General features: G+C 58.2%; 13 protein-coding genes. 5 read left to right on the top strand and 8 right to left on the bottom strand.

The window, feature by feature from the left end; all coding sequences use genetic code 11:
* Window positions 1-238 precede the first annotated feature (238 nt).
* A complete protein-coding gene (locus SVU69_02020; GenBank protein ID MDY6941774.1) occupies window positions 239-1,906 on the bottom strand; it encodes a cytochrome c peroxidase in 1,668 nt (555 codons plus the stop codon).
* Window positions 1,907-2,150: 244 nt separating this feature from the next.
* Between SVU69_02020 and SVU69_02015 the strand changes: the two genes are divergently transcribed.
* Window positions 2,151-2,600 (top strand): VOC family protein, encoded by a 450-nt coding sequence (locus SVU69_02015; GenBank protein ID MDY6941773.1) that lies wholly within the window; start codon window positions 2,151-2,153, stop codon window positions 2,598-2,600.
* A 128-nt stretch (window positions 2,601-2,728) separates the two neighbouring features.
* Window positions 2,729-3,538 (top strand): thioesterase family protein, encoded by an 810-nt coding sequence (locus SVU69_02010; GenBank protein ID MDY6941772.1) that lies wholly within the window; start codon window positions 2,729-2,731, stop codon window positions 3,536-3,538.
* A 26-nt stretch (window positions 3,539-3,564) separates the two neighbouring features.
* On the opposite strand, the gene SVU69_02005 is transcribed toward SVU69_02010, so the two are convergent.
* Entirely contained in the window at window positions 3,565-4,608 is a 1,044-nt protein-coding gene (locus tag SVU69_02005; GenBank protein ID MDY6941771.1) for a methyltransferase domain-containing protein, read from the bottom strand.
* A 298-nt stretch (window positions 4,609-4,906) separates the two neighbouring features.
* On the opposite strand from SVU69_02005, the gene SVU69_02000 reads away from it, so the two are divergent.
* Window positions 4,907-7,420 carry an ExeM/NucH family extracellular endonuclease gene (locus SVU69_02000; GenBank protein ID MDY6941770.1) on the top strand — a complete coding sequence of 838 codons (2,514 nt, stop codon included), beginning with the start codon at window positions 4,907-4,909 and terminating at the stop codon, window positions 7,418-7,420.
* A 117-nt stretch (window positions 7,421-7,537) separates the two neighbouring features.
* Window positions 7,538-8,404 carry a class I SAM-dependent methyltransferase gene (locus SVU69_01995; protein ID MDY6941769.1) on the top strand — a complete coding sequence of 289 codons (867 nt, stop codon included), beginning with the start codon at window positions 7,538-7,540 and terminating at the stop codon, window positions 8,402-8,404.
* Window positions 8,405-8,489: 85 nt separating this feature from the next.
* Here the strand turns inward: SVU69_01995 and SVU69_01990 are convergent, their stop codons facing one another.
* From SVU69_01990 to SVU69_01970, 5 genes are all read right to left on the bottom strand, one after another.
* Window positions 8,490-9,164, bottom strand: coding sequence for an energy-coupling factor ABC transporter permease (locus tag SVU69_01990; protein ID MDY6941768.1), 675 nt, complete (start codon window positions 9,162-9,164; stop codon window positions 8,490-8,492).
* Between the two features lie 185 nt (window positions 9,165-9,349).
* Window positions 9,350-9,811: a globin family protein gene (locus SVU69_01985; protein MDY6941767.1), complete on the bottom strand. Its 462-nt coding sequence runs from the start codon at window positions 9,809-9,811 to the stop codon at window positions 9,350-9,352.
* A gap of 242 nt (window positions 9,812-10,053) precedes the next feature.
* Entirely contained in the window at window positions 10,054-10,530 is a 477-nt protein-coding gene (locus SVU69_01980; protein ID MDY6941766.1) for a DUF3592 domain-containing protein, read from the bottom strand.
* A 115-nt stretch (window positions 10,531-10,645) separates the two neighbouring features.
* Window positions 10,646-11,386, bottom strand: a complete 741-nt coding sequence (locus SVU69_01975) for a class I SAM-dependent methyltransferase (GenBank protein ID MDY6941765.1) — start codon at window positions 11,384-11,386, stop codon at window positions 10,646-10,648.
* Window positions 11,347-11,805 carry a hypothetical protein gene (locus SVU69_01970; protein MDY6941764.1) on the bottom strand — a complete coding sequence of 153 codons (459 nt, stop codon included), beginning with the start codon at window positions 11,803-11,805 and terminating at the stop codon, window positions 11,347-11,349. The genes SVU69_01975 and SVU69_01970 overlap by 40 nt, the downstream gene beginning before the upstream one ends.
* A 126-nt stretch (window positions 11,806-11,931) precedes the next feature.
* Here SVU69_01970 and SVU69_01965 point away from each other — a divergent pair, with 126 nt between their 5' ends.
* Window positions 11,932-12,831, top strand: a complete 900-nt coding sequence (locus tag SVU69_01965; GenBank protein ID MDY6941763.1) for an SAM-dependent methyltransferase — start codon at window positions 11,932-11,934, stop codon at window positions 12,829-12,831.
* Between the two features lie 9 nt (window positions 12,832-12,840).
* On the opposite strand, the gene SVU69_01960 is transcribed toward SVU69_01965, so the two are convergent.
* Complete coding sequence (locus SVU69_01960; protein ID MDY6941762.1) at window positions 12,841-13,761, bottom strand: SDR family oxidoreductase; 921 nt, start codon at window positions 13,759-13,761, stop codon at window positions 12,841-12,843.
* Between the last annotated feature and the right edge of the window lie 47 nt (window positions 13,762-13,808).

Below are 13,808 nucleotides of genomic sequence, written 5' to 3'. Positions count from 1 at the left end.
ACCAAGATGCCGAATGGGAGCAGGCCATAGCCCGGATGAAGCGGCGGGGGAGTGTAATCCAAACCCCCATGACCATCTCCAACCAGACCTTGTTCGAGATAGGCGTTGTGGACGAACACGGCCGGGCCAAGTCCAGTTGACCCGGCATCTTGGCTAAGCTCATCCGACTGCTCCCATCAAAGGGGTTGCAGAAGTCAGCCTGCTTGGACCATGCCAATGGTTGCCGCCGCCGATGTTGCTATTCGTAGTCTTCGTTTAACGCCCGCAGGAAAGCGGTCAGGGCCGGGATGTTTTCCGCAGCCAAATCAACGTCGGCCAGCTCCGCTGGGGCATTGACCAAATCCCCCGTACGCGCCAGCTTGGCACTGTCGATGTAGAACTCGATCACGTCTTCAAGGGAATCGAACTGCCCAGTGTGCAGGTACGGGGCAGAGTGCCCCAAGTCGCGCAGACCCGGTGTCTTGAAGGCGGCCACGGAGCGGTTCAGCAGGGTTGAAGGGGAGCACGGCCGAGCCGGTGAGGATTCCCGCATCTTGATGGCTTCTCGCAGGCTTTGGCGGCAAAGCGTGGTCCAGAGTTTGACTTGCGGCCGCGGGATGGTGGGATTGGCAAACATATTCCACACGCCCAAATCCGTTTCGCCCGGGCGGTTGGCGTCCGGCACGCGCAGGAATATTTCTGCGGAGTCGGGGTTTGCAGCGTTGGCCGGTAAGTACATGTCCGCTTGGAGATTACGCACGAGCAGCGAAGGGAGCTTGAGTTGTGCGAAAGCGCCGGGGCCATGGTGTTCGTCATACTCGCGCTGCGTTGCGCCGGTGTTGTGAAAGCCGAAGTCCGTAAAAGCCGGCGCGGTGTGGCAGGCAACGCAGTTGCCGGTGGCGCCTGGGATCGCGGGGGGAAAGTTAATGCCCATGGGGTCCGCCTCGCGAAAGAATATTCGCATGCCTTTCAGCTCCTGTTCGCCGAACACGAACGGTTGGTCGTGAAAGGCAAATTCACCCTCGTCTGGCGAGACGAATATCGGCTTGCGGAGAAAGGCCAAGTGCCGTGCCAGACGGCGGCTGTATTTTTGCGGGGATTCACCTTCTGCTGGCCCGCGTGGCAAGCCATTTTTCGCCAGGAACAGATCGTACGGAGACGCGACGAACTGGCCGGTCGGGTCCTGTTCGAAGGTGAGGTCTTCAACATAGGCGGCGATGAGCTTCGCCACCGCATCGAGAATTTGCCGGTCGCTGGCGGTTTCGGTGTCGATTCTGAATTCCGGTGGGAGCCGGAGCGCTTCCGGTAGCGACGGGTCGGTACCGGCCAACACGATGCGGTAGGGGCCGCCGAACTCTTGCGCTAAATCCCCGCTGCCATCGTCATTGCGGATTATCTCGGCAATGTGGCTCACGGCCTGATCGTATTCGGTCGGTAACCAGCCGTAGTTGCGGCCGGTCAGGGTGCCTTTGACCAGATCCGGCATGGTGGGAAACTCACCGTCGAAGTGGAATAAGGCGCCACCGAAGCGCGGGAGCGAGGCGTTGACCAGGGGCGGGGAGTTTCGCACGGTGTGGGTTTTGCCATCTTCCCGCGCCGGGATGGGGCTGCGGCGCGCGAAATCGCCGTAGCTGCGCATGCCGCCTTCGGTTGCTTCCAGGTGCTCGTCCACCAGATGGCACGCGCGGCAATTCATGCTTTCCCCGGCGAATGGCCCCGGCAAGGGGGCAGCGGTGGTTTCGGTGGTATCCAAGGCGGGATCGCCGCCGGTGCCGTTGGCGAAGAAAAACTGGGCGAATCGGGTTTCGAGAAACAGGCGTTCGCCCATCTGTATCTCGGCGGGGTCGGGCGCTTCGGAAGCTGTCGATCCCACGGGCCAAAGGGCGGGCAGGCAAACAAACAGTACGATCAGCGTGCGCAGTTTCATCGAATACACTCCTGTGTCCGTTTCATCCTTGAGCTGCCGAGAGATGATGGGTGGTCGACATGGTGACCGACCGAGAGATCACGAGAAGCTGAGATAGTAATGATAATTATTATTATTTGTAAAACTATTTCGTTTAGGTGGGGTGTTTTGTTATCTCGCGGATCGGGCCGGGTCTCGAGCAGCCGACGTGTATACGGCGGGTGATCCACGCTAAAAATCTGCTTGTTGGATGTGGCAAACGCGAATGAATGGTGCCATTATTAGCAGCGCCGGACACACGGCGTCACTGAGACCCAACCAGGTGGGCATCAAGGAAAATTCCAGCTATTCAGCCCAATGTCGCAGGCAAGAGGATTTTGCCGTCGCTGATTTAAACCGCTCGGTGCGGTTTTACCAGGAAGTCATGGGGCTACAGGTGATTAAACCGGAGCGGGCCGATCAGTCGGTACAACTCCGAGACGAAGCCGGCTCGCGTCTTCGTTTGGTCCCCGGTCAACGGCGGGCGTGTTGCGAGACCCAGCTCGCGGTGGACGAGGTGGATGCTTGTTATCGCCGAGTCAGCGCTGCCGGCGCCACCATTAACCGTTACTTACATTTCGATCCCCAAGCGGGATGGCAGTTCGTGGTGGAAGACCCCGACGGCCATCGTGTTTCGGTGCACGAGCGTTCCATCACGGAAGACATTCGCGTTTAACCCCCTTTCGTTTTCGGCGTCGATTTTCTTGCCATCTCCGACAAGGTAATATTCTTCGTTTCGCCTTCCGGCATCGGTAGCGGATTGCCTTGCTTGCGGATAACAGGGAATTGAGTCAAAGGATTGCTATGTCAACGAGGGAACCACTTTACGAGCGCGACGGGGATCTTTACGTTCCCAGTCTGCGAACCTGTTCACCTTGGGATTCCGGGTTGCTTCATGGAGGCGCTATCGCCGGAATTCTCGCTCACGCACTGGATCATTTCGACCCCAACCCGGATATGCGATTCGTTCGCATCACCAACGATTTGTTTCGCCCGGCACCACGTGTGCCCGTCCGGGTTGAGCTGGACAAAGTCCGGGATGGAAAGCGCATCTCTGTGATTCAGGCGCGATTGATGGCCGAAGGGGTGGAGGTCGCCCGGGCCACCGGCCTGCGGGCGCGTGTGCAGGAAGTTGAATTGCCGGATTACGCCCGTGTGCCGTCGGATACGCCCGAGGGACCGGACGGGATCGACATCTCGGGCTTTCTGGGTAGCGCGCCCAAGGATGCGAAAAAGCTTCCGCCGGGGCTCAATTTCGCGGTGGATGCGAAGGTGGTGGGCGGCTTTCAGTTCCGTGGGGAAGGCACCGCATGGCTGAGAATCAACGCCGACGTGGTTCAAGGGCAGGAGAACACCTCAATCAGCTACATGGGCATGATGTCGGACTTCGGCAACGGCTTGGGCCAGGTGTATCTGGGGGGCAAGGTGGCCTGTATCAATGCGGATATCGACATGCACCTGCACCGTTATCCCGAAGGCGAATGGATTTGCCTGCAATCGAGCACGAGTATTCAGCCCACCGGCTTCGGCACCACGGAAACCAAACTCTACGACACCCACGGCACCATCGGCCATGTGACGCAGTCTTTGGTAACCCGCGCGTTTAGCGGTTGAGCAATGCCGATGCGAAGGCGCGATACCTAGCAGCAGTTTTGCGCCGATGAATCGACCGTCGCACCGAAAGGGTTGCGTCGATTGTCGATGCCGAAGGCGCCGAGATGGGTGCGCCGGTCGCCGAAGAAATCAAAATAGGGCTCAAAGCGTGATTCCTTGAGCATCCGAAAGGTATTGCCGCATACCGGATCGATCCGTCCCCTGTCGAACACGTGGTCGGCGTCGAGTCGAAAACGGTCGGGGACATGCGTTACACCGCCCCGGTAGCGCACGGATTGGCCATAGTCTTCACGCGTGGTTTCTAACCCCGGAATCTTGAACAGCCGATAGGTCGCGGAACAGAACTGAATACCCCCCAATTGAGCAAGAATCTCCGGTTCGCTGATGGTGAGTGGCCGGTTTTCCACCAACCGGGGATCGGCAAATCCCGCGTTTCCGGCGAGCTCGAGAAAGTCGTTCCAATACAACGCGCCGCTTAAACACTCACTGTACAGCACGGGGTTTTGGGTTAGTTCGGTGGGGACTCGACGGTCGGTGTACACATCGGAGAAGTAAAATTCGCCGCCGGGCTTCAACAGTCTGTGGACTTGGGCCAAGACGGCGTGCTTGTCCTGCGAGAGGTTGAGTACGCAGTTGGAAACGATGACGTCGAACTGGTCCTCTCCCAGCCCCAGCTGATCAAGCTGTTCGATGTATCCCTGCACAAAGCGCACGTTGGCGTGCCGGTAGCCGAACCGCTCGGTATGGTAGTCCAAGTGGGCGCGGGCGACGGCCAGTTGGGCTTCGGTCATATCGACACCGACCACCTCGCCGTTTTCTCCCACCAAACGGGAGAGCAGGTAGCAATCCCGCCCGGCGCCGCAACCGAGATCCAATACCCGGGTGTTTTCCAGCTGGGGCGGAATCACCAGTCCGCATCCATAGTAACGCGTTGCGACCGCTTCGTGGATTTCGGACAGGATTGCCTTCAGCTCGGGTGGTAAACCCGTCGGCGTGCAGCAGGCGTTGGTTTTCAGATCCTCGCTGCCGGTTAGGGTTTCGCCGTAGTATCGCTTAACGTCTTCTAGCACGACCATCCTCCTGCCGCCCATCGCGACCTATTCATACATCAAGACCCACTCTGCGCCGTTTTTCTTGCCGGTCGCTCCGAAGATTACAGGATTGTCACCGAGGGCGAGGGCATCCGCAGTCAGCCCGACGACGAGCTGACCAAATTCGATCCTTTTCCGTTGGAGTTCCCGCGGGAACCGCTTCCGGTCATTAGTTCGTCATTGATTGCTCACGAATCGGTCATAACCGCCCCCTAGGGTGAGTCTTTTTGGCGTGTACCGCCAAACCGCCCTAAGCCGACGATCGTGAGGAAGCGCAATGATCCACCTGCGACGGTATGTCGGGCCTGCATTCGCGGGCCTGATAGTGACCCTACCCGTTCACGCCAGTTCTGTTTTCGTTAATGAATTCCATTACGACAACGAAGGCACGGACAGCGGCGAGGCGATCGAAATCGCAGGCCCGGCCGGCACGGACCTGACCGGCTGGACACTCGAGTTATACAACGGTTCCAGTTCGGTGCGTGCGCCCTACGGCACGGTGGATTTGAGTGGGGTCTTGCCCGACCGTTGTGACGGTTTGGGCGTTCAGGTGGTCGATTTTCCGAGTAACGGCATCCAAAACGGCGCACCGGACGGCATTGCGCTAATCGATGACAGCGGTGCGGTTATGCAGTTCATCAGTTACGAAGGCAGTTTCGAGGCCCTGGGCGGCACGGCGGTGGGCCTGACCAGCGTCGATATCGCCGTTGCCGAAACCAGCAGCACCCCGGTGGGTGCTTCGCTGCAATTAACCGGAACCGGTCAAACCTCGGAAGACTTCTCCTGGACGGGCCCGACGAATAGCAGTTTCGGTCAGTGCAACACCGACCAGGTTTTCGGTGAACCCCAGGAACCCCCGGTGTTGGGAGAATGCGGTGACCCGGCGGAACTGATTTCCGCCATCCAGGGCAGTGGGCAGACGAGTCCTCTTGTCGGCCAGGCGGTTGAGATCGAAGGTATCGTCGTTGGTGATTTCGAAGGCTCGGATCGTCTCGGCGGATTTTTCGTGCAAGAAGAAGACACGGACCAGGACGGCGATTCGGCGACGTCCGAAGGCATTTTTGTGGCCACATCGGCCAGCGACCAAGTGAATATCGGTGACCGGGTCCGGGTTGCCGGACAAGTCGCCGAGTCGTTCGATCTGACGCAGCTCATCAATGTCAGCTCGGTACGGCAATGCGAGGCCGCATCCACCGCCACACCTGCAACCATCAGTTTGCCGCTCACCGATGTTTCCGATCTGGAACGCTACGAAGGCATGCGTGTTGTGGTGGAGCAAACGCTGGTGATTACGGAGAATTTCAACCTCGGCCGGTTTGGAGAGTTGGACTTGGCCACCGAGCGTTTGATGCAACCGACGCAGGTGGTCGAGCCGGGTCCGGCGGCACTGGCATTGGCCGACGCCAATGCCCTCAAGCGATTGCTGTTGGACGACGGCAGTACCGATCAGAATCCGGACCCCATCGTATACCCCACGCCGACTGGCTTGTCGGCATTCACCACCGCTCGCGTGGGCGATACGGTGTCAGGGCTTGAGGGCGTTCTCAGCTATGGCTTCGGCCGTTATCGCCTGCAACCCACCGTTGAGCCGGTCTTTAGCCCTACCAATGCACGATCCGGTGCGCCGGAAAAAGGCGAGGAACATCTCCGGGTGGTTGGTTTCAACGTGTTGAATTATTTCAACGGCGACGGTGCCGGCGGTGGATTCCCCACCGCTCGCGGGGCCGACAGCGTCAGCGAGTTCGAGCGCCAGAGCGACAAGATCGTGAGCGCGATCATTGAGCTGGAGGCCGACGTTCTGGGTTTGATCGAACTCGAAAATGATGGTTACGGACCACAGTCCGCCATCGCCGGCCTGGTCGATCGACTCAATGCGGTGGCGGGTGGCGACACCTATGCATTTGTGGATCCCGGCGTCTCGCAGATTGGGACCGACCAAATTACGGTGGGTTTGATCTACCGCCCCGGCACCGTGACGCCGACGGGCGCATCGGCCATTCTCGATGGTACGGTCGATCCGCGCTTTGTGGATACTAAAAACCGACCGGTTTTGGCGCAGACATTCGAATCTGTGGAGAACGGAGAGCGACTCACGGTGGCGGTCAATCACCTCAAGTCCAAGGGGTCGGATTGCGATGACCTGGGCGACCCGGATACCGGCGATGGCCAAGGCAACTGCAACCTCACCCGGACAGCGGCGGCCCAAGCGCAGGTCGACTGGCTTGCGACCGATCCCACCGGAAGCGGTGATTCGGACGTGTTGATCATCGGGGATCTCAACGCCTATGCCAAAGAAGATCCTGTCGACGCCATCGTTACGGGTGGATACGTGAATCTCATCGAGCAGTCGCTGGGCGATAGCGCCTACAGCTACATATTTATGGGGCAATCGGGCTCGCTTGATCATGCGTTGGCAACGCCCTCGCTGGCGGGCCAGGTTCACGCCGCCACGGAGTGGCATATCAATGCCGACGAACCTCGCGTTCTGGACTACAACGAGGAGTTCCTCTCGCCCGGACAGGTGGGTTCGCTCTACAACGCCGACCCTTATCGGGCCTCGGATCACGATCCGCTGATTGTCGATTTGGCTTTGGGCGGGAGTGTTTCTTTCTGCGATGTGAACGGCGATCAGGCGACCGATGAACGGGACTTGGCATTCATTTTCGTCGCTTACTGGCTGGAGCGCTCGGGTTATCCCTGGCCCATCGGGGCAGCCGATTTGAACGATGACGGACGGGTGAATTTTCGCGACGTGCGCCTGTGGCTGAGCGACTGCGCCGAGTCGCTCTAGCGATCTGGTTGGGAGACCGACGCATCGGACAGAACCGGGGCAGGGAAGCCCACCGTTTGCGTCGGTATGCGCTCGTTGCTACGGTGTGGCGACCGCCAGCCATTGGGATTATCGATCATGGATGAGAACCAGATCATCGTCGACGCTTGGGATACGATACTTTTTGATAAGTTCTCCCGTTTCAAACACTTGCTCGTCGACGGCTTGTCCGCCCACAGCAATGAAGTTTTCTCCCGCGATATGTACCAGCCGGGGCAACGTGTGTTGGATGTCGGCTGCGGTTTCGGCGACAGCACGCTTCGCATCGCACAACAGGTGGCGCCCGATGGTCTGGCCGTCGGCGCTGACTGTGCCGAAAACTTCGTTCGCGAAGCGCGCGCGGCCGCTGAAACTCGAAAGACCCGCAACGCCCAGTTTTTGGTGGCCGACGTTCAACGAGACGATCTGCATGGCCCGTACGATGCGGTTTTTGCGCGATTCGGCACGATGTTCTTTGCCTTGCCCGGGGCGGCCATGGCCAATATACGCCGGGCGCTGAAACCGGGCGGTGAATTTACGCAAATCGTATGGCGTAAGCGGGAGGACAACACCTGGTTGTATGAAGCGGAGATGTGCGTTCGGGAGCTGGTACCTGTGGTGTCCCACGACGAGACCGACCAGGTGCATTGCGGCCCAGGGCCGTTCTCCATGTCCGGGCCCGATATGGTGAGTTCCATGTTGCGCAGTGTGGGTTTCGACCGTATTCGGTTTGAGCGTTTCGATGCCGATATCTGCATCGGGCACAGCATTGACGAAGCGGTTGAATTCGCCATGGCACTGGGGCCGGCGGGTGAAATTATTCGCTTGGCGGGAGAAGAGGGCGAGCGGCGTTTACCGCAAGTGCGCGAGGCGTTAGGGGAAGTTTTCCGACCCTATCTACGGAACGGTGAGGTGTGGGGACCTTCCAGCACGTGGTTTATCACTGCGCGAAATCCAGCCGCTTGACCGTCCCTGGATGCTCTTTCTGCTGCCGCATTGCCATAGGGCGCGAGTGTCGCGGGCCAGCCGTCGCGTCTGTTCGCCCGCCTATCTACTGCCCCGTCTCGTTGTTGCCGTAGAGATAGCGAGCATCGTCGAAGGTCAATATCCACTGAGGCCGGGTGGCCACCAGCATGGTGACAAACGCACCGTTAAGAAAACCCTCGCCAAACAACAGCAGCGGCAGAATCACGACGTAGTCTGCCAACGCCAGTGTCGCGGCATCAGCGGACAGGGTAGGCGCCAAAGTGAATTCCAGCAATCCGCCGCCGATAGCGGCAATCATGGAACCGACGAAGGCGCCCCCGAAAATATACACGAAGATGTTGGCGGGAAGCTTATGAGTGACCACCAGCAGTACCGCTTGAGAAAGCAGAACGGGGACCAGCCCCAAAATCAAATAGTCAGTGGCGATCGTATGCCAGGCTTGGCCCTGAAACACGCCGGCGACCAATACGGCCAGCGCCGCGCCTACCGTCGCCATACGCCAGCCCATCATTAATGTGAGTGTCGTCACGCCGAAGAAATGCAAACTGATCGGCGGCAAAACCTCAGTTCGCATGGTCCACATGAGTCCGATCAGCAGACAGCTGGCGAAGAACACATGTTGCAGTTGTGAGTTTTTGAGGCGTGACCAGTCCGCGCTATACGCAGCATAGGCCACAGCCGATAAAGCGATGGCATGGCTGAGCCAAAAGCCGATGCCGGAAACGCCCAGGATAGCCATCTCCGTAATGTCCCCTCGTTGTTGGGGCTCTAGCGGCCCCATCAGTCATCATTTGTCTAAGAATAGCACGATAATCCCACTCGTAAAGTATTGATCACGGGCAAAAAAAACCCCACTCCGATGGGCGCGGTGGGGTAGAGTCGTGACGGATTTTCAGGAGGTTTTTGTTATCGGCAATTGATTTGTCAGGCGAACATTTTCTTCAGTCGCCCCATCAGACCTTTGGGTTTTTCAGGTTCGGCCTCTTTCGTGGCCGCAATCATGGTGGATGACAAAATGCCATAGGCTTCCGCCCATGCGGCTTTGAGGTCGTCGTTCCAGGCATCCCCGAGTCCCTTCTCAAGGGTCCAGAGCAGCGCCGCACCGACAACGGGATAATGTTCGTCTTTGACGCCATACCCGACGTGCCGTCGGCCCAGGTCTTGAACGGCCGGGACGATCTCATCCAATTTGTCCAAGCCGTTAACCGCGACACCGATCATCGTCATCAGTTTCTGGCCTTGTGATTCCATGTCGCCTTTGAACAACGGTTTTACGCTCGGTTCTGTTTCGAACAGTCGTCCGTAGAAAAGCTCGGCAGCCTGGTCGGAGATGGGCTCGACCTTGGCCCAGCTTTCTTTGATCAGCGTAATTTGTTCCGGAGTCATCTTCAGTGTCCTTCTATAACGGTCGGGCGCAAAAAGTCAGTCATTCTATGCTGCGTCTCCGGCCTGGCCGGTTTGCAATGCATGCGCTGTCACCCAGTTTAGCAATAACCGGGCCAGCATTTCGATTATGTAAATGGCCAAAAAAGAGCACTGATAGACTGGAATCTGCGCGAAGATAGGGCGCGTAATTAGAGAGGAGCCCCATCGTGGGGCGAATCATTTCGGTCGGTTTTTAGGCCGACCTAGTCCCGCGGGGGGTTGGGGCGCAATTTTCGAAGCAAACTGGACAGGGCCAGCGTGATCGCGAGGGTGCCAAGCAGGTAATAGAACACATACGCATAACGGGTGCGCGGAAAGTTTTCGATTCGCGCATCTTCCAGCTCGTCGGGGTTGTAGAGCACCCGAACCGAGTCTCCAACGTGATATTTCGACCAATGACTGCCGGCGACGGTTCCGAGAAATATCAGGTCTTTTTCGGTGATTCGCTGGATATGAAACACCGGAACGAGCTGCGTGCGATCCGAATCGCTTGCGGGGCGTGGATCGGCGACGAACGCTGTCACGGTGCCCTCGGCGCGCACGGCGTCATGCGTCATCAACGCCTGTTGCCGGTGCAGTGCAATACCGAGGCACAATAGCAGGGCACCTGTGGCGATAAAGCCACCGTGCAAGACGGTACTGATAATATCTGTGTGCTTGGATTGCTTCGGATCTGCCATCTTAGGTTCGTGCAACGCCCCCGATCGGATGGACAACCGCGTTAAGTCGACACGCTTGCTGTCGACTTTTTGGGTGTCCCTACGGTGGTAATCGTCCGCAATGACAGATACTTAACTAGGGTTTTTCAAAAATTCCTTTGATGTTGCCAAAGGGCGATCGCCAGATACGTACGGGAAAGAGCCCGGCTTGATCGGACAGCGCTGCCAGATCGGCTGTCGTGTACAAGCAAACCGGCACATGGATCTGGTGTTTTTGAGCCATGGGCTCGGACAACAAAGCCATTCGATGATTGATGCCGGCGTTGTGCGCTGGATAGTCTTCGCCCAACTCGGAGTGAAGACCCGACGCCGACAAAAACAGCCGTGCGCCCAGGCGTAGACGCGCTGAGAGCGCGTTCAAGACACGCACCGCATCCGGATATGCCAAATAGTGGATAAAGCGTTGGGAGAACAAGATATCGATGCTCGTGGGGAGCGAATCGGCATCCAGTGCGCCAATCTCACACTGAAGATACCGCAGGTGAGAAGCTGGGTCGGTGATTCTGGCTTGCAAAACCGGTGAGGGAGGTGCTTGATCGACCAGCCAACAACGAACGCCGAGTTCAGCCAGGGCGATGCTCATTCGGCCCTGGCCGCAGCCCAAGTCGACGGCTGTCGGGGCAGGCGATTGAAGGGTGCGGGCAAAGTCCAGGCAGCTCTGATCGAGTTCATCCGTTCGTTGCCCACCGATGTCCAGGCCGTGGTTTCCGGTCGTGGGAATGGGGTGGTCGCCGTAGGGGTTGGTAAACTTTGCCACGGTGGCGTATTGGCTCAGTGTCAGCCGCTCGCCGACGAGGTAGGGAACCGGGATTGACACCAATAGGCCCCGGCCAGCGCGGCGATGACGGCACCGATCAGGTTCATGAATGTGAACCAAACAGGTACCTGTGAGATCACCGGGGCGAAACTAAACGCCAGAGCGACCAAAATCGTCGCCAAAGCATGCCAATAGGGCAGTTTCCGGGCGGCCCGGGCCGAAACGAATCCAGCGATGGCAAATACCAACAGTGAAGGCAAAAAGCCAATCAGCACAAAAAGGGGGGAGTCGAATTGCTCGCCGAAAAATGCGCGAATACGCGCCTCGTCCATACCCTGTGCGCTCAGGTAGGCCCGAGTGGCGCCAGAAATGGAAATGCTGACTACGACGGTACCGAAGAGATAGGCCATGACACCATATAAAACGGCCCGGGGGGACACCAGCCCGAGGTAGTGCGATTTATGGTTTTGAACCGTCATGGCTGGGTTGCTCCTCGTTGTTTGGGTGTTGCGATTCTATGACCGCATGTTTGGGTCCATTTTAAGCGCAAATCGGGCGTGTGAGATCAGCCCGCGCAGTGATGCGAAGAGGAGAGACCGTTGGGATTGAGGACGACGCTATTACGCCGACTGGGTTTGGCAGGGAGCCGAATGGCGGAAGTTTCCGCTCAGGCACGGGCCGATCACCGTATAAACGGCCACACACCGCTGGTGTTCAATGACCCGTACGCTTTCGGGTTTTTGAACCCGAACTACAAGCTCATGGTACAAACGCCGGTAGGGCGTTGGTCGGGTCGCCTGACCGGTTTTCACCTCACGTTTCTGGCCGGTGAGGCCACGATGGTGACGCGCGGGCGTTATAACGAGGAACAACTGACACGAGCGATTTCTGCGGGGGTGACACAGTACGTCATGTTGGGTGCCGGATTTGATTCTTTCGTTTGGCGGCACCCGAATTTGGCGGCGCGGTTGCGGGTATTCGAGGTGGATCAGCCCGCCGCTCAGGCCAGTAAACGCGCACGTGCTCGAGCGCTGGGTCTGAATGAGCCCCAAAACGTGATTTACGTGCCGGTCGATCTTCAGCACGACTCCCTGCGCACCCGCTTACTGCAATCGGGATTCGAGGTTGAAAAACCGGCCTTTTTCTCCTGGCTGGGAACGGCTTACTATCTCAGCCGGGAAGCGGCCGAGTCCGTCATCGATGACATCACCCGTTGTGCCGCACCCGGCAGTTGGTTGGTGTTTGACTATATGGATCCGAAACCGTTTTCGGGTGAGAAGCTACCCGCGCTTTTGGCCAAAACTTTATTCATCGCCCGTGCATTCGGGGAGCCGTTGCAAAGCGGCATGTCGCACGGAGTGGTCGAAAGCTTCCTGTCAGCACGTGATTTTCACGTGTTAGAAAGGTTGGGGCCGGAGGCAGTGGAGGCGCGCTATCTGCGCGACAGGCGCGATCTGACAACAGTGCTGCCACACATCCACTACCTCACGGCCCGCAACGGATAAGCGTTTATCCTAGGAGCGAGGCGGCGTTGCCGGCGGATAAGGCTCGATGTCCGGACCTTTCTGAAAGCCCACGATAGCGCGGCGAAGCAGTGACCGGGGCACGAGCCGCAGAAACGCCACAGCCAGCTTGTTGGTGAATCCCGGGATGCCGACAATTTTCCCTGATTTGATCTCGCGATAGGCCTGTTTGGCCGTGGTGGTGGCGTCGGCCATGAGCGGCCGGAACCGGCCGCCGATAAAAGCGGCTTGGTTCTGCGCCGTCTCCTGAAATTTGGTCGCGACCACATTGGGACATATCGCCGTGACCTTCACCCCTGATCCGCGGAGTTCTTCGGCCAGTCCTTCCGAGAATGACAGTAAAAACGCTTTGGTGGCGAAGTAGATGGTCATATAGGGGCCCGGAATGTAGCCCGCCATGGAGGCCATGTTGACGATGTGTCCCTGCCGGCGCTCAAGCATGTCCTGAACGAACAGTTTCGACATCTGCACTGGTGTGACCATGTTCAGTTGCATTTCCTGTTCTTCGGTTTCCAACGCCGTTTTGGAGAATTGCCCGTAGGTGCCGAAGCCGGCGTTGTTGACCAGAACCTGGATTTCAAAACTCTGCGCTTTGAGTTCGTCGTAAAGCTCTCGGGCGGCCGTTGCGGTAGCCATGTTCTTGGCGACAATCTTTACGCGAATGCCGAATTGGCCTCTCAGTTCATGAGCGACCTCAACCAAGCGGTCGCGATTGCGGGCGACCAGGACCAAATCGTGTCCGTCCGCCGCGAATTGCTTACTTAACTCAAAGCCCAATCCCCAGCTGGCGCCGGTGACTAAGACCGTATTTCGGAAATCCATTCCCTCGGCGGTGTCCATTCCTTTTTCTCCCCCGTGAATGATCGCGATGACCCGGAGCGTCTGCGCGCTTTGCCGACCATCGATAACCATAGCAGAACTCAACGGAAAGCGTATGAAGGGAGGCTTCCGGTTACGAC

The sequence above is a fragment of the Pseudomonadota bacterium genome (genome assembly GCA_034189865.1).
Taxonomy (GTDB): Bacteria; Pseudomonadota; Gammaproteobacteria; order UBA5335; family UBA5335; genus JAXHTV01.
Note: the sequence above shows the minus strand (reverse complement) of the source record. Positions and strands in the feature narration are given on the sequence as shown.

What these genes read in the sequence shown, in the direction of transcription:
- SVU69_02020 (MDY6941774.1), bottom strand. Translation starts at nt 1,906, where the DNA reads ATGAAACTGCGCACGCTGATCGTACTGTTTGTTTGCCTGCCCGCCCTT.
- SVU69_02015 (MDY6941773.1), top strand. Translation starts at nt 2,151, where the DNA reads ATGAATGGTGCCATTATTAGCAGCGCCGGACACACGGCGTCACTGAGA.
- SVU69_02010 (MDY6941772.1), top strand. Translation starts at nt 2,729, where the DNA reads ATGTCAACGAGGGAACCACTTTACGAGCGCGACGGGGATCTTTACGTT.
- SVU69_02000 (MDY6941770.1), top strand. Translation starts at nt 4,907, where the DNA reads ATGATCCACCTGCGACGGTATGTCGGGCCTGCATTCGCGGGCCTGATA.
- SVU69_01995 (MDY6941769.1), top strand. Translation starts at nt 7,538, where the DNA reads ATGGATGAGAACCAGATCATCGTCGACGCTTGGGATACGATACTTTTT.
- SVU69_01990 (MDY6941768.1), bottom strand. Translation starts at nt 9,164, where the DNA reads ATGGCTATCCTGGGCGTTTCCGGCATCGGCTTTTGGCTCAGCCATGCC.
- SVU69_01985 (MDY6941767.1), bottom strand. Translation starts at nt 9,811, where the DNA reads ATGACTCCGGAACAAATTACGCTGATCAAAGAAAGCTGGGCCAAGGTC.
- SVU69_01980 (MDY6941766.1), bottom strand. Translation starts at nt 10,530, where the DNA reads ATGGCAGATCCGAAGCAATCCAAGCACACAGATATTATCAGTACCGTC.
- SVU69_01970 (MDY6941764.1), bottom strand. Translation starts at nt 11,805, where the DNA reads ATGACGGTTCAAAACCATAAATCGCACTACCTCGGGCTGGTGTCCCCC.
- SVU69_01960 (MDY6941762.1), bottom strand. Translation starts at nt 13,761, where the DNA reads ATGGTTATCGATGGTCGGCAAAGCGCGCAGACGCTCCGGGTCATCGCG.